This is a genomic window from Streptomyces sp. NPDC026659, from assembly GCF_040638245.1.
Lineage (GTDB): Bacteria > Actinomycetota > Actinomycetes > Streptomycetales > Streptomycetaceae > Streptomyces.
On the sequence record NZ_JBEZXY010000003.1, the window covers coordinates 206,309 to 228,406 of the forward strand.

Below are 22,098 nucleotides of genomic sequence, written 5' to 3' on the forward strand. Positions count from 1 at the left end.
GATCCGACACCCTGACCCACGTGCCGACGCCTTCTCTCACCACCCTTCCTATCCGCCGTCTGGGGCCGCGCGACGTGACCTACTGCGCCGACCTCTCCGAGAACCGGCAGTGGCAGCGCGAGGAACACAAGTGGGGCCTGCTCCTCACCGCCGGGCAGGGATACGGCATCGACGACCCCGAGGGCGGCCTCGTGGCCGCCTGTGTCGTCACTGAGTACGGCCCGGAAGGGAACCCGGACCTCGGTGCCATAGGGATGGTCCTGGTCGCCGAGCGCCATGCCCGCCGAGGCGTGGGGCGGCGCCTGCTGCGGCACGTCATGGCAGCCGCGGGCACCACACCGCTGACGCTGCACGCCACACCCATGGGCCGGCCGCTCTACGAGGAGCTGGGCTTCAAGGTCGTGGGCCACGCCGACATGCTCATGGGCGACTTCGTCCCGTCCGGGGCGCCGGAGCCGACCCCGACCCGCGCCGCGACCGCCGAGGACCTTCCCGCGATCCTCCGGCTCGACGCGGAGGTGTTCGGCACCGACCGCACCCCGCTCATCACCCGCCTGCCCGCGTTCGCCGACCAGTTGCGCGTGGCGGAGGAGGCGGGACGGATCACGGGCTACGCCGCCGCCTGGCCCAACATGGACACGCATGTGGTGGGGCCGCTGATCGCCCGCGACACGGGGACGGCGAAGGCACTCGTCACCTCGCTCGCGGCCCGTACCGATCGCCCGTTGCGCACCGACATCGACATGCGCCACGAGGAACTGCGCTCCTGGCTCAGGGAGCGGGGTCTGGAGCCCGTGGCCGTCAACGCCGTCATGACCCGTGGGATCGCCGATCTGCCGGGGGACTGGACGCGACGGTTCGCGCCGCTGACGGTGGCCGCAGGCTGATCACACGACGCATGCGGGCCCCCGGCTGTCTCCAGCCGGGGGCCCGCATGCGTCACGTCGTGGCGGCTCGGTCAGACGCCGAGAGCGCGCACGGCCTCGGTCGCGAAGCCGTGGTCCTGGTCGGGAGCGCCGCCGCCGACGCCGATGGCGCCGATGAGCCGACCGTCACGGTGGACCGGGATGCCACCGGCGATGAACAGCAGGGGCCGGTCGAGCGCGGTGGGCAGCGTGTGGAAGAGGCCGCCGGGCTGCACTGCGTCGACCAGGTCGGCGGTGGGCGCGTTCAGCTGGAGCGCCGTGTAGGCCTTGCGGGTGCTGGTCTCGCCGGAGATCAGCACCGCCCGGTCGTCCCGGCGGAAGGCGAGCAGGTGGCCGCCCGCGTCCAGCACGGTGACGCTGACGGTGACTCCGGCGTCCTCGGCGGCGCGCCGCGCCGTCGCGATGAGCAGTTCGGCGTCGTCGGTGGTGAGCGGGGTGACGGTGGTGGTGCTCATGGTGGGGGTTCTCCTTGGATCTTTCTGAGGTACTGCCGAGCGGACCGAGGCAGGTGTGATGCCTCCGGTATCGACGGCCGTCGGGTGGTCGGGAAGGGGCGGACTCAGTGGTGGACGGCCGCCCGCCGCGTGACGGCCGTGTCGGAGGTGGCCGCTTCGGGGGCGTCCGTGGTGCCGGCCGTACCGTCGCGGCGCTCCAGGGCGGCCGACAGGAAGGCGAGGACCAGTGCGGCGGCCGCGAGGGCGGCGCCCACCCAGTTCGGGGCGGTGTAGCCGAAGCCCGCCGCGATGACGACGCCGCCGAGCCACGCGGAGAGGGCGTTGCCCAGGTTGAAGGCGCCGATGTTCACGGCCGAGGCCAGGGTCGGGGCGCCGTGCGCCTGGTCGAGCACGCGCTTCTGCAGGGGCGGGACGGTCGCGAAGCCCAGGGCGCCGATCAGGGCGATGGTCACGGCGGCCGCGATCTTGTTGTGCGCGGTCAGCGTGAACAGCGCGAGGACGACGGCCAGGGCACCCAGGGAGACGTACAGCATCGGCATCAGGGCGCGGTCGGCGAACTTGCCGCCGACCAGGTTGCCGCCGACCATGCCGAGACCGAACAGGACGAGCAGCCAGGTCACCGAGCCGTCGGCGAAACCGGCGACGTGGGTCATCATCGGGGCGATGTAGGTGACGGCCGCGAAGACTCCGCCGAAGCCGAGGACGGTCATCGCCATGGCGAGCAGGACCTGGGCGTTCTTGAAGGCGGCCAGCTCGTGGCGCAGCCGTACGCCCTCGGGGCGCGGCATCTCGGGCACCAGCTTGGCGACACCGAGGAGGCCGACCACGCCCAGCGCGGCCACGAGGGCGAAGGTCACCCGCCAGCCGACCTGCTGGCCGACGAGCGTGCCCAGCGGCACCCCGACCACGTTCGCGACGGTGAGGCCGGTGAACATCATCGAGATGGCGCCGGCCTTCTTGTCCGGGGCCACCAGGTCGGCGGCGACGACCGAGCCGATGCCGAAGAAGGCGCCGTGGGCGAGGGACGCGACCACGCGCCCGGCGAGCATGAGCCCGAACACCGGGGCCACGGCGGAGAGCAGGTTCCCGGCGATGAACAGCCCCATCAGGATCATCAGCATCCGCTTGCGCGAGACCTTGGTGCCGAGGACGGTCATCAGCGGGGCGCCGATCACCACGCCGAGGGCGTAGCCGGTCACGAGCAGACCCGCCATGGGGATGGAGACCCCGAAGTCACCCGCGACCTCGGGCAGCAAGCCCATGATCACGAACTCGGTCGTTCCGATTCCGAAGGCCCCGATCGCGAGGGCCAGAAGCGCGAGAGGCATGAGGGGGTACACCTTCCCAGATGATTGCAGGAGCGCTTTGCACGCCTCGACAATAGTTGCAGACGCGGGTTAAATGCAATCGCTGGATATTGCGAGTGATGCTCTACCCTGGAACCCGGCCGCTCGGGACGGAGGAGAACGCCCATGACCGCGACTGACCCCGCGCTCACCGCCCTCGCGCAGAGCTGGTGCGCGCTGTCTCTGCTGCACGGCAGGATCGAGGCGCACATCGAGCGCGCGCTCCAGGCGCGGCACGAGCTGAGCGTGCGCGAGTACTCCCTGCTCGACGTGCTCAGCCGCCAGCACGACGGCGAGGGCGGCCATCTCCAGATGAAGCAGGTGGCCGACGCGGTCGTGCTCAGCCAGAGCGCCACCACGCGCCTGGTGACCCGCCTGGAGGACCGGGGCCTGCTGGAGCGCTACCTGTGCCCGACCGACCGCCGGGGCATCTACACGAACGTCACCGAAGCGGGACTGACGCTGCTGGAGCAGGCGCGCCCCACCAACGACGCCGCCCTGCGCGAGGCACTGGACGCAGCCGCCCTGAAGCCCGAACTGGCGCCCCTGGTCAAGGCAGTGGAGTCCCTGCACGCACCCGCCTAGGGTCTGCCTTTCGGATCAGCCCGCTCCAGCCAAGCGAGCTTTTCCGGCCGGCCCAGGCCCTAGGGTCAGGGATCATGGAACAGACGGACATACGGCGGGCCGGAGCGGACGACATCCCGGCGATCGTCGCCATGCTGGCCGACGACCCCCTCGGCGCCCAGCGCGAATCACCCGACGACCTGAGGCCCTACTTCGCCGCGTTCGAGCGCCTGGACGCCGATCCGAACCAGCACCTGGTGGTCGCCGTCCTGGAGGGGCGCGTGATCGGCACCCTGCACCTCACGGTGATCCCCGGGCTCTCCCGCAAGGGTGCGACACGGGCGCTCATCGAGGCCGTCCGCGTCCACGCGGACCAGCGCGGCAGCGGACTGGGCAGCGAACTCATCCGCTGGGCCGTCGACCGGGCACGGGACCTCGGCTGCACCCTGGTACAGCTGACCTCGGACAAGGCCCGCACCGACGCGCACCGCTTCTACGAGCGCCTCGGGTTCACCGCCTCGCATGAGGGCTTCAAGCTGAACCTCTGAGCACCCGCACACAGCCGAGCCCCGCATACGACGATTCGGCCTTGTTTCACGTGAAACAAGGCCGAATCCTCTCAACTGCCGCCGCGTTTAAGCCTGCTCGCTCCCCCGCCAGCCCTCCGCGTCCACACCGCCTGGCACCGACGCCTCCGGGTCGTACGGCTGCCGGGTGAACACGAACGAGCCGAGGTCGAGATGGCTCAGCGTCCCGTCCTGGCGCCGCACGGGACGCAGCAACTCACCGGCGTAGTAACCCTCCAGGCCGGTCCAGGTGCCGTCGCCGTTCGGGCGGAACCGCGCACGCCGACCGGCCCCCGAGAGCGGGCCGAGCGCAAGCCCGTCGGCGGACACCCGCAGCCCGAAGGCCTGTGTTCCCCAATACCACGGCCCCGCCAACTCGAGCACGTCCGGCTCCACTTCGGGCATCGGCCGCCACGGGTCCGGGATGCGCGGTTCCGCCTCCGCGACGATACGGACGAGATCGGCGCCCACCGCCCCGAGCAGCGGGCCGCTCGTGCAGTTGGCCAGCACGACCGCCGCGACGTCATCGGCCACGCTGATGGTGAGGTTCGCCAGGAAGCCGGGGAGCGAGCCGGAGTGACCGACGAGGAGCCTGCCGCCGCGGTGCTGGATCTGCATCCCGAGGCCGTAGGCGACCCCGTCCGCCACATCCGTGGCCTCGGCGGGAGCGGCGGGCGTCCGCATCTCCCGGACCGACTCCGCGCTCAGCACCCGGTCGTCCCCCTCGGCCAGGAAGACGGCGAACCGGGCGAGGTCCCCGGTGGTCGACCAGAGTTGTCCGGCCGGCGCCATGCGGCCGAGGTCCTCCAACGGCTCGGGAAGCAGCGCGTCCGCCCAGGGATGCACCGCCCAGCCGCCCGCGTGCGGTGCCCGGGGCCGGGTGCTCGTGCGGTGGAGGCCGAGCGGTTCGAGGATCTCCTCGCGCAGCACCTGCTCCCAGGGGGCGCCGCGCAACTCCTCCACCAGGGCGCCGAGCAGGGTGTAGCCGGGGTTGGAGTAGTGGAAGCGCCGTCCGACCGGGTGCGGCAGGGGGTGTTCACCGAGCACGTCGCTCAGTTCGGGGCGCAGCGAGCCCGGGGTCCGCTCCCACCAGGGCGCGGGCGACTCGGCCGCCAACCCCGCGGTGTGGGCGAGCAGTTCGGCGACGGTCGCCTCACCGGCACCGGTGCCCGGCAGATGCTTCTCCAACGGATCACCGAGGTCCAGCAGTCCCTCGTCCCGCAGCCGCAGCACCAGGACGGCGGTGAACGTCTTGGTGATGGAGCCGATCCGGTACTGCACGTCCCCGTCCGGGTCGTGCCCCTCCACCGAGGACCGCGCCCCCTGCCACACGACCCGCCCGCCTCGCACCACCGCGGCCACCAACGACGGCGCCCGCCCCTCGGCCTGCGCGACGGCGACCCGGTGCGACAGCGCGCGCCGTGTCCCCGGCAGCAGCTCTTCATGAGATGTCGTCATGCGCCCAGTCCATCCGCTGAAGGGCGAGACGTCGAGTTCTTTGATGCGGCCCTGAGGGCCGCGCGTCACCTGGCGGTGCGGGCCTCGATACCGTCGAGCAGGCAGTCGAGGCCGAGCCGGAAGGCGTGGTCGGCGTCCAGGTGGGCGGCGTCGCGCACGACCGTGGACAGGGCGGGAAACCGGCCGGTGGCGAAGGTCCGCATCAGATAGGGCCCGAGCGCGGCCTGCCAGTGCTTCTCGTCCATACCGGTGGCCCGCTCGGCCCGCCGCTCGGCGATCTCACGGCGCACGGCGCCGATGACGTACGCGTTGACCGCGGCGACCACCGGCATGACGGCGTCCACATCGAGGTCGCCCAGCGCGGCCACCACGGTCTCCCCGTTGGCCAGCGCGTGCGGCCCGAGCTGCGGCCGCCCGCCGAGCAGATCGGCGAGCCATTCGTGCTCGTGAGCGGCCTGCCTGGTGGTTTCGGCGAGGGAGCGCAGCATGTCCCGCCAGCCGTCTCCGGCCGGCCGGATCTCGGCGTACATCGCGTCGACCATCAGGTCGAGCAGCTCTTCCTTGCTGTCGATGTAGCCGTACAACCGCATCGGGCCGACACCCAGCGCGGCGGCGACCTTGCGCAGCGACACCGCCTCCAGGCCGTCCGCGTCGGCCAGCCGGATCGCCGCTCCCACGATCCGCTCCCGGCTCAGCGGGGTCGGAACGGGTCGATTCGGCGGCTCTGGCCTCTCCCACACCAACATGCCGCCTACAGTACAAGGCATCGAGCGATACAGTGTATCGATCAATACGGCGTATCGAAGGGGAGGCAACCATGACCATCGCCATCGTCGGAGCCGGACTCGGCGGCCTGGCTCTCGCCCGCGTGCTGCACGTGAACGGCATGGATTCGGTCGTGTACGAACGGGAATCGTCACGTGCCGCGCGCGGTCAGGGCGGGATGCTCGACATCCACTCCGGCCAGCGAGCGCTGCGCGAGGCCGGTCTGATCGACGGGTTCCACGCGATCGCCCGTGGCGAGGGCCAGGACATGCGTCTTCTCCAGCCGGACGGCACCCTGTTGCTCCAGGAGGACACGCCCGACGACGCCCCGCTCGCCCGGCCCGAGGTCGACCGCGCCGATCTGCGCGACCTGCTGCTGGACTCCCTCCCCGCAGGCACGGTGCGCTGGGGACACGCGTTCACGTCCGCCGACAACGGCCTGCTGCGCTTCGCCGACGGCGCCAGCGCTCCGTACGACCTGCTGGTCGGCGCGGACGGCGCACGCTCCCGAGTCCGCCCGCTGCTCACCGACGCCCGCCCGGTCCACATCGGCCAGAACGTCGTCGAGGTCGGCATCCCCGACATCGACCGCACGCACCCCGACCTCGCGGCGATGGTCGGACGCGGCAACTACTGGGTGCTCGGCAACGGGCTGTCCCTGGCGGCGCAGCGCAACGGCGACGGCCGCGTCCGTATCGGCGTCAGTTTCTACAACACCGGCGAGGACTGGTTCGCCACCAGCGGGATCCCGTTCGACGACCCGGCCGCCGTCCGGGCGCGGCTGATCGAGCTGCTTCCCGGCTGGGACTCACGGTTCACCGCGCTGATCGCGGCCTGCGACGACACGGTCGTACCGCGGTCGATCACCATGCTTCCGGTGGGCCTGACCTGGCCGTCGGCGCCGGACGTCACGCTGGTCGGGGATGCCGCGCATCTGATGCCGCCGACGGGAGAGGGCGCCAACATGGCGCTGCTCGACGGCGCCCTGCTCGGTCTCGCGCTCGCCGCGCACCCGGACGACGTCCCCGCCGCCGTCAAGGAGTACGAACGCGAGATGTTCGAACGCACCGGCGCCATCGGACGGCAGTGCGAGCGCATCCACGACATGCTGATGGCGCCCGACGCGGCTCAGCGGATGCTCGCGTTCTTCCAGCCGGGCTGACCAGGCCACCGCCGCACCCGGCGCGGGGAGCCGCCCGGCCGGTCAGGTCTGGGCCATGTCCACGAAGCGGGAGTAGTGGCCCTGGAAGGCGACCGTGATCGTGGCCGTGGGGCCGTTACGGTGCTTGGCGACGATCAGGTCGGCCTCGCCCGCGCGCGGGGACTCCTTGTCGTAGGCGTCCTCGCGGTGCAGCAGGATGACCATGTCCGCGTCCTGCTCGATGGAGCCCGACTCACGCAGGTCGGAGACCGCCGGCTTCTTGTCGGTGCGCTGCTCGGGACCACGGTTCAGCTGGGACAGCGCGATCACCGGGATCTCCAGTTCCTTCGCGAGGAGCTTGAGGTTTCGGGACATGTCCGAGACCTCCTGCTGACGGCTCTCGGCGCGCTTGGAGCCGCCGGACTGCATCAGCTGGAGGTAGTCGATGACGACCAGCTTCAGGTCGTTGCGCTGCTTCAGGCGGCGGCACTTGGCGCGGATCTCCATCATCGACAGGTTCGGGGAGTCGTCGATGTAGAGCGGGGCAGCGGAGACGTCCGGCATCCGGCGGGCGAGCCGGGTCCAGTCCTCGTCGGTCATCGTGCCGGAGCGCATGTGGTGCAGGGCGACCCGCGCCTCGGCGGACAGCAGACGCATCGCGATCTCGTTGCGGCCCATCTCGAGCGAGAAGACCACGCTCGGCAGGTTGTGCTTGATCGAGGCCGCCCTCGCGAAGTCCAGCGCGAGGGTGGACTTACCCATGGCGGGACGCGCGGCGATGACGATCATCTGGCCGGGGTGCAGGCCGTTGGTCAGCGAGTCGAAGTCCGTGAACCCGGTGGGCACGCCGGTCATCTCGCCACTGCGCGAGCCGATCGCCTCGATCTCGTCGAGGGCGCCCTCCATGATGTCGCCGAGCGGCAGATAGTCCTCGCTGGTGCGCTGCTCGGTGACCGCGTAGATCTCGGCCTGGGCACTGTTGACGATCTCGTCGACGTCGCCGTCGGCCGCGTATCCCATCTGCGTGATGCGCGTGCCCGCCTCCACCAGGCGGCGCAGCACCGCGCGCTCGTGGACGATCTCGGCGTAGTACTCGGCGTTCGCCGCCGTCGGCACCGTCTGGACGAGGGTGTGCAGATACGCCGCGCCGCCGACCTTGTTGATCTCGCCGCGCTTGGTGAGTTCGGCCGCGATCGTGATGGGGTCGGCCGGCTCGCCCTTCGCGTAGATGTCGAGGATCGCCTGATAGATCGTCTCGTGCGCGGGCTTGTAGAAGTCGTGGCCCTTGAGGATCTCGACCACGTCGGCGATGGCTTCCTTGGACAGCAGCATGCCGCCGAGGACGGACTGCTCGGCGTCCAGGTCCTGGGGCGGCACCCGCTCGAAGGAGGAGCCGCCGCCGTCCCAGTCGCCGCTGTCGCGGCCGCGGTCGTGCTGCTCACCACGGCTGCGGACGGCCTCGCCGCGACGGCGGGAGGCGGGCAGACGATCGCTGGGTCCGCTGTCGGCCCACGGATCGTCCAAGGGCTCGGAAATGCTCAACCGAGCCACCTCCTCCCGTCCGCACAGCGGACCTCGCCACGCCTCTTTGTACGGCACGGCACTGACAAAATGAGAGGCCCGGCTCCGGGTCCGGCGCGTCGGTGTACGACGTTTTCCAGGGCCGGGACGGGGAGGGGGCGCCGGACCACGGTAGGCCCCCCGGCACCTTCAGCCAATCTGGTTATCCACAGGCCATGTGGACGACGGCCCAGATGCTGTGGAGAACTCCCCGAAACCTGTGCACGACCCGGTGGACAGTCCTGTGAACAAGACCTCGATTCCTCCAGCATGACGACTCTGACCTGCACCTTTGCTGCCCGCTGGCTGTGCAGAACAAAAAACTCCCCAGCCGGACCAAGATCACCTCGAACAACGCGCGAACGTACGCGATCCACGACCCAATGTAAGGGCCACACGCCAATTGCATCGCTTACCTGTGGACGGATACATTGGCGCCCATGACACAGGCTCCAGCGATCCCCCGGGCCACCCGTCGGCGGCACGACCGAGAGATCGTCGCCCTGGCGGTTCCGGCCTTCGGCGCGCTCGTCGCCGAGCCGCTGTTCGTCATGGCCGACAGCGCGATCGTCGGCCACCTGGGCACGGCTCAGCTCGCCGGTCTCGGCGTCGCGACCGCGCTCCTCACGACCGCCGTGAGCGTGTTCGTCTTCCTCGCCTACGCCACCACGGCAGCGGTGTCCCGGCGCGTCGGCGCCGGCGATCTACCGGCGGCCCTGCGCCAGGGCATGGACGGGATCTGGCTGGCCCTGCTCATCGGCGTAGCGGTCATCGCCGTGGTCCTGCCGCTGGCACCCGACATCGTGCACCTCTTCGGTGCCTCCGCCACGGCGGCGCCCTACGCCACCACCTATCTGCGCATCTCGACACTGGGCATCCCGGCCATGCTCACGGTCCTGGCCGCCACGGGCGTACTGCGCGGTCTGCAGAACACCAGGACCCCGCTGTATGTCGCCGTCGGGGGCTTCGTCGCCAACGCCGTCCTCAACGCGCTGCTCGTCTACCCGGCCGGGCTCGGGATCGCAGGCTCGGCCTGGGGCACGGTCATCGCCCAGTGGGGCATGGCGGCTGTCTATCTCCTCGTGGTCGTGCGCGGAGCGCGGCAGCACAAGGCGTCGCTGTGGCCGGACCTCGCCGGCATCAGGGCGTCGGCCCAGGCGGGCGTTCCGCTCCTGGTCCGCACGCTGTCCCTGCGGGCGATCCTCATGATCGTCACAGCGATGGCGGCCCGCCTCGGCGACGCCGACATCGCCGCCCACCAGATCGTCCTGTCCCTGTGGAGCCTGCTGGCCTTCGCGCTGGACGCGATCGCGATCGCCGGGCAGGCGATCATCGGCCGGTATCTCGGTGCCGCCGACGCCCGGGGCGCGCGTGAGGCCTGCCGCCGCATGGTCCAGTGGGGCATCGCGGCCGGTGTCGTCCTCGGTGTGCTCGTCGTGGCCGCCCGGCCGCTGTTCCTGCCGCTGTTCACCGGCGATTCCGTCGTACGGGACGTCGCGCTCCCCGCCCTGCTGATGGTGGCGCTCTCCGAGCCGATCTGCGGGATCGTCTTCGTCCTGGACGGCGTCCTGATGGGCGCGGGGGACGGACCCTACCTGGCCTGGGCGATGGTGATCACGCTGGCCGTGTTCACGCCGGTGGCGCTACTCGTGCCCGTCATGGGCGGCGGGCTGACCGCGCTGTGGGCAGCCATGACCCTGATGATGACGGTCCGCCTGCTCACCCTGTGGCTGCGGGCGCGCTCGGGCAAGTGGATCGTGACGGGCGCGAGCCGCTGACGCGGGCAAGCCGCCGTTGTCCCGGTTTCACGTGAAACATGCCGCGTCGGCACTCGGCAGTCGGCGACCGACGCTTCCTCGCTCCCGGGACGAACGCGAAGAGGGGCCGCCCCAGTGGGACGGCCCCTCTCTCAGCTGTTCAGCTGCGCACGGCGTCAGGCCGCGACAACCTCGACGCTGACCTTGGCGGAAACCTCGGGGTGCAGACGCACCGAGGTCTCGTGGGAGCCCAGGGTCTTGATCGGGGCGGACAGCTCGACGCGGCGCTTGTCGACCTCGGGGCCACCGGAAGCCTTGATCGCGGAAGCGACGTCGGCCGGGGTGACGGAACCGAAGAGACGACCGGCGTCGCCGGAGCGAACGGCCAGACGGACCTTCACACCCTCGAGCTGGGCCTTGATCTGGTTGGCCTGCTCGATGGTCTGGATCTCGTGGATCTTGCGGGCGCGGCGGATCTGCGCCACGTCCTGCTCGCCACCCTTGGTCCAGCGGATAGCGAACTTCCGCGGGATCAGGTAGTTGCGGGCGTAACCGTCCTTGACGTCGACGACATCGCCGGCGGCACCGAGGCCAGAGACCTCGTGGGTGAGGATGATCTTCATGTTTCGGTCACCCTTCCCTTATCGCGCGGTGGACGTGTAGGGCAGCAGCGCCATCTCACGGCTGTTCTTCACGGCCGTGGCGACGTCACGCTGGTGCTGCGTGCAGTTGCCGGTCACGCGGCGGGCACGGATCTTGCCGCGGTCGGAAATGAACTTCCGCAGCATGTTCGTGTCCTTGTAGTCCACGTACGTGACCTTGTCCTTGCAGAAAGCGCAGACCTTCTTCTTAGGCTTGCGCACAGGCGGCTTCGCCATGGTGTTTCTCCTGTGTGATCAAGAAGTGGGGATGCGAGCCCCTAGAAGGGGGGCTCGTCCGAGTAGCCACCGCCGCCGCCGGAGCCACCGGAGCCACCGCCCCAGCCGCCGCCACCCTGGTTGCCACCGGCAGGAGCGCCGGAAGCCCACGGGTCGTCGGCAGGAGCGCCGCCCTGGTTGCCGCCGGAGCCACCGCCCCAGCCGCCGCCACCGCCGCCGCCGTATCCGCCCTGGCCGCCGCGTGCGCCGCCGCCGCCACCGCCACCGGAGGTCTTGGTGACCTTGGCCGTCGCGCTGCGCAGGCTGGGGCCGACCTCCTCGACGTCCAGCTCGAAGACCGTGCGCTTGACGCCCTCACGGTCGTCGTAGGACCGCTGCTTCAGTCGGCCCTGCACGATGACGCGCATACCGCGCTGGAGGGACTCCGCGACGTTCTCCGCCGCCTGACGCCAGACCGAGCAGGTCAGGAACAGGCTCTCGCCGTCCTTCCACTCGTTGGTCTGCCGGTCGAAGGTGCGGGGAGTGGACGCGACGCGGAACTTCGCGACCGCCGCACCGGACTGGGTGAAGCGCAGCTCGGGGTCGTCGACAAGATTGCCGACGACCGTGATGACGGTCTCGCCTGCCATGGGGGAACCTCTCGGCGGGATTGCTGCTCTGGCTGCTTGGTTGCTACTCGAATCCCGAGATCAGCTGAGCCGAGGGCTCAGTGCATCTCGGGGCGGAGGACCTTGGTCCGGAGGACCGACTCGTTCAGGTTCATCTGGCGGTCGAGCTCCTTGACGACCGCAGGCTCGGCCTGCAGGTCGATGACCGAGTAGATGCCCTCGGGCTTCTTCTTGATCTCGTACGACAGACGACGACGGCCCCAGGTGTCGACCTTCTCCACCTTGCCGCCGCCATCGCGGACGACAGAGAGGAAGTTCTCGATCAGCGGGGAGACCGAACGCTCCTCGAGATCGGGGTCGAGGATGACCATCACCTCGTAGTGACGCATGTGGAACCCACCTCCTTTGGACTCAGCGGCCACGGTCGTTCCGTGGCAGGAGGGTCGTGATGCGTGCGCAACGGTATCGGCCGCCACTGACAGTCGGAGGCTTCGAAGGAAGTTCCGCGCAGTGACCTGGAAAGGTGCGGGCAGACACCGGTGCAGACGTTACAGAGTACCCGCACACCGGCTTCCGGTTGAAATCAGGCCGTGGGGGCAGCCAATCTGTACACATCGGGTGTGTAAGGCGCTACAGTGCGCCGCCGCTATCCGCAGGAGGTGCCCACATGGCACAGGCATCGTTCCCGAACATCGCCGGCTCCCTCTTCGCCACCGACGGAAAGCCCCATCCGCTTCAGGACACCCTGACGGTGGCGACGCTGGTCCTCGGACTGCTCTCCTTCATCACGTCCTTCTTCACCGGCCTCCACCTGCTCGCCTCATGGGCCGGCCTGGTGGGGATCGTCGGCGGCGCGTACGGACAGTGGATCTCGGTGACCACGCGCGAGCGCTTCGGCCTGGTCGTGGGGCTCGGCGCCTCCGGCATCGGCTTCCTGATCGGCATGGCGAACGGCGGCCTGTTCGGCGGCTTGATCGGCAGCTGACCCACCCGCCACCCCGCGCACAGCACCCCCGCACCACATCCACGAAGACACCCGGGGGCACCTTCCCGGCCACAGGCCGGGAAGGTGGTGCCGTACGCCCCAGTCGGGGCGCTCGCACCGGGCAGTAGGCTTCGGCGCGAGAGCCGGAGCCCCTGTACCCATGGGGACACACCAGCCCGAGGAGCGCCCCGACATGAGCCTGACCCTGAGGACCATCAGCCGCGAGCAGCATCTGGCCTATATCCAGAGCCTGCCGGCGGCTAGCCACATGCAGGTCCCGGCATGGGCAGATGTGAAGGCCGAGTGGCGCTCGGAGAGCCTCGGCTGGTTCGACGAGCGCACCGGCGAGATGGTCGGCGCCGGCCTGGTCCTCTACCGCCAGCTGCCCAAGATCAAGCGCTACCTCGCCTACCTCCCCGAGGGACCGGTCATCAACTGGTTCGCGCCGAACCTGGAGGAGTGGCTCCAGCCGATGCTGGCCCATCTCAAGCACCAGGGCGCGTTCTCCGTGAAGATGGGCCCGCCGGTGATCATCCGCCGCTGGAACTCGGAGACCATCAAGAAGGGCATCCAGAGCCCGGACGTGAAGCGCCTGCGCGACATGGAGGCCGACTTCATCGAGCCGCGCGCCTTCGAGGTGTCCGACAAGCTGCGCCGCATGGGCTGGCAGCAGGGCGAGGACGGCGGCGCCGGCTTCGGCGACGTGCAGCCCCGCTACGTCTTCCAGGTGCCGCTCGCCAACCGCTCCCTGGAAGAGGTCCACAAGAACTTCAACCAGCTGTGGCGCCGCAACATCAAGAAGGCCGAGAAGGCCGGTGTCGAGGTCGTCCAGGGCGGCTACCAGGACCTGGCGGAGTGGCAGCGGCTGTACGAGATCACCGCGGTGCGCGACCACTTCCGGCCGCGCCCGCTGTCGTACTTCCAGCGCATGTGGACGGCCCTCAACACCGAGGACCCCAACCGGATGCGGCTGTACTTCGCCCGCCACAACGGCGTGAACCTGTCGGCGGCGACCATGCTGATCGTCGGCGGCCACGTCTGGTACTCCTACGGCGCCTCCGACAACATCGGCCGTGAGGTCCGACCCTCCAACGCCATGCAGTGGCGCATGCTGCGCGACGCCTACGCGCTCGGCGGCACCGTCTACGACCTGCGCGGCATCTCCGACTCGCTGGACGAGACGGACCACCTGTTCGGCCTGATCCAGTTCAAGGTCGGCACGGGCGGCCAGGCGGCCGAGTACCTGGGCGAGTGGGACTTCCCGCTGAACAAGCTGCTCCACAAGGCTCTCGACATCTACATGTCGCGCCGCTGAGCAGCGGACCTTTGATTCCATAGCCTTCGAGCGAGCGGCCTTCACCGGCCGCACGGCTCCCACCCCCTGATCCACCCCAGCCACGAGAAAGGTTCCGGTCCGGCCATGGCGCTCACGCTCTACGTCGACACCGCGCGCTGGCGGGCGCACCACAAGCACGTGCAGGAGCAGTTCCCGGGACTCGTCCCGGTCTGCAAGGGCAACGGCTACGGCTTCGGGCACGACCGGCTGGCGGAGGAGGCCACCCGGCTGGGCTCCGACATCCTCGCCGTCGGCACCACGTACGAGGCCGCGCGCATCAAGGACTGGTTCAGCGGCGACCTGCTCGTCCTGACGCCGTACCGGCGCGGCGAGGAGCCGGTGCCGCTGCCGGACCGCGTGGTGCGGTCGGTGTCGTCCGTCGACGGCGTGTACGGCCTCGTGGGCGCCCGTGTCGTCATCGAGGTGATGTCCTCGATGAAGCGGCACGGCATCAGCGAGCAGGACCTGCCGCAGCTGCACCAGGCCATCGAGAACGTCCGCCTGGAGGGCTTCGCCATCCACCTCCCGCTGGACCGCACCGACGGCACCGACGCGGTCGACGAGGTCATCGGCTGGCTGGACCGGCTGCGCGCGGCCCGGCTGCCGCTGCACACCATGTTCGTCAGCCACCTCAAGGCCGAGGAACTCGCCCGGCTCCAGCAGCAGTTCCCGCAGACCCGGTTCCGCGCGCGGATCGGCACGCGGCTGTGGCTGGGGGACCACGACGCCACCGAGTACCGCGGCGCCGTCCTGGACGTCACGCGCGTGGCCAAGGGCGACCGCTTCGGCTACCGGCAGCAGAAGGCGGCCTCCGACGGCTATCTGGTGGTCGTGGCGGGCGGTACGTCGCACGGAGTGGGCCTGGAGGCCCCGAAGGCGCTGCACGGCGTCATGCCGCGCGCCAAGGGCGTCGCACGGGCCGGCCTCGCCACGGTGAACCGGAACCTGGCCCCGTTCGTCTGGGGCGGCAAGCAGCGGTGGTTCGCCGAGCCGCCGCACATGCAGGTGTCGATCCTGTTCGTGCCGTCGGACGCCCCCGAGCCGCAGGTCGGTGACGAACTGGTGGCCCACCTGCGGCACACCACCACGCAGTTCGACCGGATCGTCGACCGCTAGAGCACGCCGCGCAAGCGGAAAAGGCCGTGTACGAGCAGCTCGTACACGGCCTTTCTCATGTCCGGCCTCCCGGGCCGGGCCGGGACGGGTGTGCGCCCGCGGTGAGCCCGCTCAGGACGTGGGCTCGCCCGGCACTCCCCATTCCAGCCGGAGCGCCTCGGCGGGTTCGGCGGCCCGCCGGTCCTGCGCGGCGCCGCCCAGGACGAACACGTCCGGCGCGCCGTCGAGGACCCCGCCCGAGGGATCGTCGTCCCCGGCCCTGCGCACCACGTCCCGCTCCGGCATGAGGATGTCCCGGACGACCACGGCGCACAGGTACAGCGTGCCCAGCAGGTGCAGGGCGATCGCCCAGTGGTAGCCGTTCGTGGGCAGCCCCTTGTGGGCGTCTCCACTGGTCGTGTACGCGAGGTACATCCAGATGCCGAGGAAGTACGCCACCTCGCACGCCTGCCACACGAGGAAGTCCCGCCACTTGGGCCGGGCCAGCACGGCCAGCGGCACCAGCCACAGGACGTACTGCGGGGAGTAGACCTTGTTGGTGAGGATGAAGGCGGCCACCATCAGGAAGGCCAGCTGCGCGAAACGCGGACGGCGCGGGGCGAAGAACGCCAGCGCCGCGATCCCGACGAAGGACAGCACGACCAGTGCGCTGGCCGTCGTGTTGACGAAGTCGATGCTGGGCGGGTTGCTGGAGTTCTGCGCCCAGATCAGCCAGAACGAGCCGAAGTCGACGGACCGGTCGTGGCTGAACGTGTAGAACTTCGACCAGCCGGGGAAGGCGAACAACATCACCGGCAGGTTCACCACGAGCCAGGCGACCACCGCGCCGCCCGCCGCCTGGAAGAACGCCCGCCATTTACCGGCCCGCCAGCACAGCACGAGCAGTGGTCCGAGCAGGAAGACGGGGTAGAGCTTGGCGGCCGTGGCGAGCCCGAGCAGCACACCGAAGGCGACCGGACGGCTTCGCGACCACATGAGCATCGCGGCGGCGGTCAGGGCCACCGCCAGCAGGTCCCAGTTGATGGTGGCGGTCAAAGCGAAGGCGGGCGCCAGGGCGACCAGCAGACCGTCCCAGGGGCGTCGCCGGTGCGTACGGGCCACACACACGGCGATGACCGCGGCGCAGATCATCAGCATCGCGGCGTTGACGAACCAGTACCACTGCTCCTGCTGCTGGATGCCGCCGCTGCCCGGGGTGAGCCAGGCGGCGACTTCCATGAACACGCCGGTCAGGACCGGGTATTCGAGGTAATCCATGTCCCCCGGGAGTTTGTCGAAGTACGGCACGAGCCCGTCGGCGAAGCCGCGCCCCTGGTAGAGGTGCGGGATGTCCGAGTAGCAGGCGTGCGTGTACTGCGAGCTGGCCCCGAAGAACCAGGCACCGTTGTAGCAGGGCGCCTTCTGGACGAGGCCGAGGGCGAACATGCCGATCGCCACGAGGGCGACGACCCTGACCGGTGTCCACCAGGACGTTCCGAGCAGGGCACGCCGCCCGACCGGGCCGCCGATCAGCTCACTGCCGGCCGCGGCGATCTCGTCCTCCCGGGTCGGTCGTACCGTCTCCGGCTCGGCCACGCGCACGGGCGTCGTTTCAGCACTGGGCATGGGGCACATCCTGCCGTACGTACCCCGGTAAACGCCGAGGGCCGCCGCACCTCGCAGGTGCGGCGGCCCATGTTTCACGTGAAACAGGCGTACCGGCTATCAGGGGTACAACCGGTCATTCGGACGAGCTAGCCGTCCTGACCTCCGAAGAAGCCTCTGGTGGTACCCGTACCTGTGGTTTCCGTGGCTGAGGTACTCGGGCTGGGGTCACCGGCTCCGCCGGTGTCGGTGCCACCGTTGAGGCCGCCGGTGTCGTTACCGCCGTTGCCATTGCCACCGTTGTTATTGCCATTGCCGCCGTTGCCATTGCCACCGTCACGGCAGCCGAAGAAGCCACAGGTGATGGTGGCCGACGGCGACGGCTCCAGCTCGGACTCGCTCGGCGACGGGCTCGGCGACGGGCTCGTGGTCGGGGTCTGCGTGGCCGACGGGACGGGCGCGGGGCTCGGTGCGACGTTGAGCGCCTTGCCGTAGGGAACCGGGGTCGGGAACTTCACCTTCGGCTCGTTCTGCAGCGCCTCGATCATGTAGTCGTGCCAGATCTGGGCGGGGAACGAGGCGCCGTGGATCTCTTTCTGCCCACCGGTCCCGTACATTTCCAGGAACTTGCGGTCCTTGGGCTTCGCCTGGTCGTCCATCCGGAACATGCTGATCGCGGTGGACAGCTGGGGGGTGTACCCGACGAACCAGGCCGACTTGTTGCCGTCGGTGGTACCGGTCTTGCCGGCCACGTCACGGCCGGGCAGCCGAGCAGCGGTACCCGTGCCCTTGTCGACCACGGTCTTCAGCACGTCGGTGACGTTGTCGGCCACGTCCGACGTGAAGGCGTCCTTGGACTTGGTCTTGTGGGTGTAGATGACCCCGTCCTTGCCACTGACCTGGGACACGGAGTACGGGTCCCGCTGCGTGCCGCTGGCCGCGAAGGTCGCGTACGCGCCGGCCATGCGGATCGCGCTGGGGTCCGAGGTGCCGATGGAGAACGACGGGAAGTTGGAGCTGGCCAGGCTGTTCTCCAGGACACCCGCGTCCAGGGCGCTCTGCTTCACCTTGTCCAGTCCCACGTCCATGCCCAGCTGGACGAAGGCGGAGTTGACCGAGAACCGCATGGCGTACCGCAGATCGATCTTGTAGTCGGGAGCATCGCCCTTCGACTCGTCACCGTCGTTGGCCTGGAGCCACTCCTTGCCCTCCTTGTCGGTCCAGACCCTGCCGTTGTACTCCTTGATCTTGAGCTTGTTCTTGCCGCTGTACAGGCTCTTCCAGGAAGCCTTGGTGCGCTCGTCCTGCGGCTGTTCCTCAGCGCCGTCCGGGTTCCGCACACCCCACTTCATCGCCGCCGCCAGCACGAAGGGCTTGAACGTCGAACCCACCTGGGCGCCGGTGGCGTCCGCGTTGTCCGTGAAGTGCTTGGTCCAGTCCTCGCCACCGTAAATGGCCTTGATGGCACCCGACTTCGGATCGACGGACGCCCCACCGAACTGGACGTACTTGTCGGTGTCCTTACGCAGCTCGGGCTTGATGTTCGCCTTCCGGACGGTCTCGACAGCCTTCTCGAGCTGACCGACCTTCTTCTTGTCGAAGGTCGTCCGGATCGTGTAGCCGCCCTGCTGGAGCTTGTCCGCGGTGACCCCGGTCTCCTTGTGGGAGATCAGGTAGCCCTTGGCCAGATCGACCAGGTAGCCGATCTGCCCACTCAGCTGACCGTTCGCGTGCGGGCTCTGCACCGTGGGGAGCTTCGTGTACTTGCTCCGCTCGGCCGCGCTCAGATGGTTGTACTCGACCATCTTGCTGAGCGTGTCCTGCATCTGCCGCGTCGCCCTCGCGGTGTTGGCAGCGGACGTTGCGGCCGGGTCGATCGAGACCGCGCCCGCCGGGTCGTAGTACGTGGCGCCCTTGAGCATCGCCGCGAGGAACGCGCACTCACCCGCGTTGAGATTTTTGGCGTCCTTGTCGAAGTACGCCCGCGCGGCGGCCTGGATTCCGTAGGCACCGCGGCCGTAGTACGCGGAGTTCAGGTAGCCGGCCATCACGTCTTCTTTGCGCATCGTGGCGCCGACCTTGACGGCGACGAGGATCTCCTTGAACTTGCGGGAGATCGTCTGTGACTGGTCGTTCAGCATGGCGTTCTTGACGAACTGCTGGGTGATGGTGGAGCCACCCTGCGTCTGACCGCCCCGGGCCATGTTGACGAAGGCGCGCGCGATGCCCTTGGGGTCGACGCCGCTGTCGGTCTCGAAGGTCTTGTTCTCCTGAGAGATCACGGCGTACCGCATCTCCGCGGGGATCTGGGCGTAGTTGAGGTTCTGCCGGTTGATCTCACCGCCGGTCGCGACCATCACGGAACCGTCGGACCACTCATAGACGTTGTTCTGCGCGTTGGCGGTCTTCGCGATGTCCGGTACGGCGACCATCGCGTACCCGATGCCCGTAACGGCCACCAGGCTTCCGAAGAAGGCGACGCAGACCGTGGCCACGAGCTTCCACGACGGCAGCCAGCGCTGCCAGCCGTCCTTGCCCGCGCGCGGGTAGTCGATGAACCTCGGACTGGCGGGAGCCGCGGCGGCACGGCCACGGCCGCGCCCCGGGCCGGTGTTGTCGGGTCCTCGGCGGCGGCCGCCGCCTCTCTGGGTCGCGCGGCGCGCTTCGGCGCGACTGCCGTAGGCAGGCTCGTCACCATAGGAGTCGGCGGAGGCCTCGGTGGCGCCTCTCGGGGCCGCTCGGCGGCCGGAGGACGGGCCGGGCTGGCCGCGTCGGGCCGCGGCACGTCCGCCTCCCTGCGGCGGCGGCGGTTTACGACGGTGCTCGCTCATCGAACGATTACTCCTCGGGCAGGCGCACCCGTGCGCGCCTGGAAACAGCGGCTGGTTTCCGGTCCCCCCGAAGTACGGATGCGGTCGTTGCTGCATTCACCCGTACTGCACCGGGGACCACGACGCCCCCCAAGCGCCCCTTGGTTCCCGGTGGTGTGCATGCCGCACAGACTACGCACCGTCAAAACCTTGCGATCCTTGAAGTTCACCCCAAATCAGGCAACTTGCCGCGTACGAATCAGTGATGTGATCCCGTTCACCATCCGCCCCCTTGTCGCATGCCGGAGGTCGTTCTATCGTCGGGATGTATCGAGTCGATACATCAGCGCGAGACAAAGACGCTGTGTGCCGAGAGGAGGCGCTCATGAGCCGGCGTTCCGGCATCCTTGAGTTCGCCGTACTCGGGCTGTTGCGCGAGTCTCCGATGCACGGCTACGAACTGCGCAAACGACTCAATACATCCCTGGGTGTGTTCCGGGCCTTCAGCTACGGAACGCTGTACCCCTGCCTCAAGACGCTGGTCGCGAACGGCTGGTTGATCGAGGAACCCGGCAACACCCGCGAAGACGCTCTGGCGGCTCCCCTCACCGGACGCCGCGCGAAGATCGTCTACCGGCTGACGGCCGAAGGTAAGGAGCACTTCGAGGAGCTGCTCTCGCAGACCGGCCCGGACGCGTACGAGGACGAGCACTTCGCCGCGCGGTTCGCCTTCTTCGGGCAGACCTCGCGCGATGTACGGATGCGCGTGCTGGAGGGCCGGCGCAGCCGCCTGGAGGAGCGTCTGGAGAAGATGCGCTCCTCCCTGGCCCGCACGCGGGAGCGGCTGGACGACTACACGCTCGAGCTCCAGCGCCACGGAATGGAGTCCGTGGAGCGTGAGGTGCGCTGGCTGAACGAGCTCATCGAAAGCGAGCGGGCCGGGCGCGACCTGAAGGGGTCGGAGTCCGGGGAGTCCGCTCAGCAGGACACCACATCTGGATCGGCGGGCGGCCTGCCCCGTCCCAGGGACCTCCCGGGGACGGATACGCCCGGCGACACCGCCACGTGACGACCCACTCGGGGCGTCACTCGTACACACAGGGAGCAACCGGAATGGGTTCGGTTCGCGTAGCCGTCGTCGGCGTGGGCAACTGCGCCGCGTCGCTGGTGCAGGGCGTCGAGTACTACAAGGACGCCGACCCGGCGTCCAAGGCCCCCGGCCTGATGCACGTGCAGTTCGGTGACTACCACGTGCGGGACATCGAGTTCGTGGCCGCCTTCGACGTCGACGCCAAGAAGGTCGGCCTCGACCTGTCGGACGCCATCGGCGCCTCCGAGAACAACACCATCAAGATCTGCGACGTGCCCACCACCGGTGTCACCGTGCAGCGCGGCCACACCCTCGACGGCCTCGGCAAGTACTACCGCGAGACCATCGAGGAGTCGGACGCCGAGCCGGTCGACGTCGTCCAGGTCCTGAAGGACAAGCAGGTCGACGTGCTGGTCTGCTACCTCCCGGTGGGCTCCGAGGCCGCCGCGAAGTTCTACGCCCAGTGCGCCATCGACGCCAAGGTCGCCTTCGTCAACGCCCTCCCCGTCTTCATCGCGGGCACCAAGGAGTGGGCGGACAAGTTCACCGAGGCGGGCGTCCCGATCGTCGGTGACGACATCAAGTCGCAGGTCGGCGCCACCATCACGCACCGCGTCATGGCGAAGCTGTTCGAGGACCGCGGTGTGATCCTCGACCGCACGATGCAGCTGAACGTCGGCGGCAACATGGACTTCAAGAACATGCTCGAGCGCGAGCGCCTGGAGTCCAAGAAGATCTCCAAGACGCAGGCCGTCACCTCCCAGATCCCCGACCGGGACCTCGGCGAGAAGAACGTCCACATCGGCCCGTCCGACTACGTGGCCTGGCTGGACGACCGCAAGTGGGCCTACGTCCGCCTCGAGGGCCGTGCCTTCGGTGACGTCCCGCTGAACCTGGAGTACAAGCTCGAGGTCTGGGACTCCCCGAACTCGGCCGGCGTCATCATCGACGCCCTGCGCGCCGCGAAGATCGCCAAGGACCGCGGCATCGGCGGCCCGATCCTCTCCGCGTCCTCGTACTTCATGAAGTCCCCGCCGGTCCAGTACTTCGACGACGAGGCCCGCGAGAACGTCGAGAAGTTCATCCGCGGCGACGTCGAGCGCTAAAGCGGTCCCGCTCGCACGAGAACGCTCCTGCCAGGGCGCGGAAGGTC

General features: G+C 69.3%; 21 protein-coding genes. 10 read left to right on the forward strand and 11 right to left on the reverse strand.

Going from position 1 to position 22,098, the window contains the following annotated elements:
- The first annotated feature begins 20 nt into the window (after positions 1 to 20).
- Positions 21 to 887, forward strand: coding sequence for a GNAT family N-acetyltransferase (locus AB0E91_RS09840; protein WP_361777862.1), 867 nt, complete (start codon positions 21 to 23; stop codon positions 885 to 887).
- A gap of 71 nt (positions 888 to 958) precedes the next feature.
- Here the strand turns inward: AB0E91_RS09840 and AB0E91_RS09845 are convergent, their stop codons facing one another.
- A complete protein-coding gene (locus AB0E91_RS09845) occupies positions 959 to 1,381 on the reverse strand; it encodes a heme-binding protein (RefSeq protein WP_361777865.1) in 423 nt (140 codons plus the stop codon).
- A 104-nt stretch (positions 1,382 to 1,485) separates the two neighbouring features.
- Complete coding sequence (locus tag AB0E91_RS09850) at positions 1,486 to 2,709, reverse strand: MFS transporter (RefSeq protein WP_361777868.1); 1,224 nt, start codon at positions 2,707 to 2,709, stop codon at positions 1,486 to 1,488.
- A 144-nt stretch (positions 2,710 to 2,853) separates the two neighbouring features.
- On the opposite strand from AB0E91_RS09850, the gene AB0E91_RS09855 reads away from it, so the two are divergent.
- Positions 2,854 to 3,312 carry a MarR family transcriptional regulator gene (locus AB0E91_RS09855; RefSeq protein WP_361777871.1) on the forward strand — a complete coding sequence of 153 codons (459 nt, stop codon included), beginning with the start codon at positions 2,854 to 2,856 and terminating at the stop codon, positions 3,310 to 3,312.
- Between the two features lie 74 nt (positions 3,313 to 3,386).
- Complete coding sequence (locus AB0E91_RS09860) at positions 3,387 to 3,839, forward strand: GNAT family N-acetyltransferase (protein WP_361777874.1); 453 nt, start codon at positions 3,387 to 3,389, stop codon at positions 3,837 to 3,839.
- 87 nt (positions 3,840 to 3,926) lie between these two features.
- On the opposite strand, the gene AB0E91_RS09865 is transcribed toward AB0E91_RS09860, so the two are convergent.
- Both AB0E91_RS09865 and AB0E91_RS09870 read right to left on the reverse strand, forming a co-directional pair.
- The gene (locus tag AB0E91_RS09865; RefSeq protein WP_361777877.1) at positions 3,927 to 5,315 is read right to left on the reverse strand and encodes a serine hydrolase domain-containing protein; all 1,389 of its coding nucleotides are present in this window, start codon (positions 5,313 to 5,315) and stop codon (positions 3,927 to 3,929) included.
- A 65-nt stretch (positions 5,316 to 5,380) separates the two neighbouring features.
- A complete protein-coding gene (locus AB0E91_RS09870) occupies positions 5,381 to 6,061 on the reverse strand; it encodes a TetR/AcrR family transcriptional regulator (RefSeq protein ID WP_361777880.1) in 681 nt (226 codons plus the stop codon).
- A 71-nt stretch (positions 6,062 to 6,132) separates the two neighbouring features.
- Between AB0E91_RS09870 and AB0E91_RS09875 the strand changes: the two genes are divergently transcribed.
- Complete coding sequence (locus AB0E91_RS09875; protein WP_361777883.1) at positions 6,133 to 7,242, forward strand: FAD-dependent monooxygenase; 1,110 nt, start codon at positions 6,133 to 6,135, stop codon at positions 7,240 to 7,242.
- A gap of 42 nt (positions 7,243 to 7,284) precedes the next feature.
- On the opposite strand, the gene dnaB is transcribed toward AB0E91_RS09875, so the two are convergent.
- Positions 7,285 to 8,763 carry a replicative DNA helicase gene (gene dnaB / locus AB0E91_RS09880; protein ID WP_361777886.1) on the reverse strand — a complete coding sequence of 493 codons (1,479 nt, stop codon included), beginning with the start codon at positions 8,761 to 8,763 and terminating at the stop codon, positions 7,285 to 7,287.
- Positions 8,764 to 9,221: 458 nt separating this feature from the next.
- On the opposite strand from dnaB, the gene AB0E91_RS09885 reads away from it, so the two are divergent.
- On the forward strand, positions 9,222 to 10,559 hold the full coding sequence (locus AB0E91_RS09885) for an MATE family efflux transporter (protein ID WP_361777889.1): 1,338 nt from the start codon (positions 9,222 to 9,224) through the stop codon (positions 10,557 to 10,559).
- Positions 10,560 to 10,714: 155 nt separating this feature from the next.
- On the opposite strand, the gene rplI is transcribed toward AB0E91_RS09885, so the two are convergent.
- The 4 genes from rplI to rpsF all read right to left on the reverse strand — a co-directional run bounded on the left by rplI (position 10,715) and on the right by rpsF (position 12,413).
- A complete protein-coding gene (gene rplI / locus AB0E91_RS09890) occupies positions 10,715 to 11,161 on the reverse strand; it encodes a 50S ribosomal protein L9 (protein ID WP_161183376.1) in 447 nt (148 codons plus the stop codon).
- 18 nt (positions 11,162 to 11,179) lie between these two features.
- Positions 11,180 to 11,416 carry a 30S ribosomal protein S18 gene (gene rpsR / locus AB0E91_RS09895; protein ID WP_003949403.1) on the reverse strand — a complete coding sequence of 79 codons (237 nt, stop codon included), beginning with the start codon at positions 11,414 to 11,416 and terminating at the stop codon, positions 11,180 to 11,182.
- A gap of 41 nt (positions 11,417 to 11,457) precedes the next feature.
- A complete protein-coding gene (locus AB0E91_RS09900; RefSeq protein ID WP_361777892.1) occupies positions 11,458 to 12,045 on the reverse strand; it encodes a single-stranded DNA-binding protein in 588 nt (195 codons plus the stop codon).
- Positions 12,046 to 12,122: 77 nt separating this feature from the next.
- On the reverse strand, positions 12,123 to 12,413 hold the full coding sequence (gene rpsF / locus AB0E91_RS09905) for a 30S ribosomal protein S6 (protein WP_003975025.1): 291 nt from the start codon (positions 12,411 to 12,413) through the stop codon (positions 12,123 to 12,125).
- 278 nt (positions 12,414 to 12,691) lie between these two features.
- Here rpsF and AB0E91_RS09910 point away from each other — a divergent pair, with 278 nt between their 5' ends.
- The 3 genes from AB0E91_RS09910 (at position 12,692) to AB0E91_RS09920 (ending at position 15,461) form a co-directional block, all read left to right on the forward strand.
- Positions 12,692 to 13,009 (forward strand): hypothetical protein, encoded by a 318-nt coding sequence (locus AB0E91_RS09910; RefSeq protein ID WP_361777896.1) that lies wholly within the window; start codon positions 12,692 to 12,694, stop codon positions 13,007 to 13,009.
- Positions 13,010 to 13,202: 193 nt separating this feature from the next.
- Positions 13,203 to 14,324: a peptidoglycan bridge formation glycyltransferase FemA/FemB family protein gene (locus AB0E91_RS09915; RefSeq protein ID WP_161183373.1), complete on the forward strand. Its 1,122-nt coding sequence runs from the start codon at positions 13,203 to 13,205 to the stop codon at positions 14,322 to 14,324.
- Positions 14,325 to 14,429: 105 nt separating this feature from the next.
- Positions 14,430 to 15,461, forward strand: a complete 1,032-nt coding sequence (locus AB0E91_RS09920; protein WP_361777899.1) for an alanine racemase — start codon at positions 14,430 to 14,432, stop codon at positions 15,459 to 15,461.
- Positions 15,462 to 15,572: 111 nt separating this feature from the next.
- Here AB0E91_RS09920 and AB0E91_RS09925 read toward each other — a convergent pair whose 3' ends face one another.
- Together AB0E91_RS09925 and AB0E91_RS09930 are read right to left on the reverse strand one after the other, a co-directional pair.
- Positions 15,573 to 17,066: a glycosyltransferase 87 family protein gene (locus AB0E91_RS09925; RefSeq protein WP_361777902.1), complete on the reverse strand. Its 1,494-nt coding sequence runs from the start codon at positions 17,064 to 17,066 to the stop codon at positions 15,573 to 15,575.
- Positions 17,067 to 17,194: 128 nt separating this feature from the next.
- Entirely contained in the window at positions 17,195 to 19,876 is a 2,682-nt protein-coding gene (locus tag AB0E91_RS09930) for a transglycosylase domain-containing protein (RefSeq protein ID WP_361777905.1), read from the reverse strand.
- Between the two features lie 364 nt (positions 19,877 to 20,240).
- Between AB0E91_RS09930 and AB0E91_RS09935 the strand changes: the two genes are divergently transcribed.
- Positions 20,241 to 20,924, forward strand: coding sequence for a helix-turn-helix transcriptional regulator (locus tag AB0E91_RS09935; RefSeq protein ID WP_361777908.1), 684 nt, complete (start codon positions 20,241 to 20,243; stop codon positions 20,922 to 20,924).
- 44 nt (positions 20,925 to 20,968) lie between these two features.
- Entirely contained in the window at positions 20,969 to 22,051 is a 1,083-nt protein-coding gene (locus AB0E91_RS09940) for an inositol-3-phosphate synthase (RefSeq protein ID WP_361777911.1), read from the forward strand.
- The last annotated feature ends 47 nt before the right edge of the window (positions 22,052 to 22,098 follow it).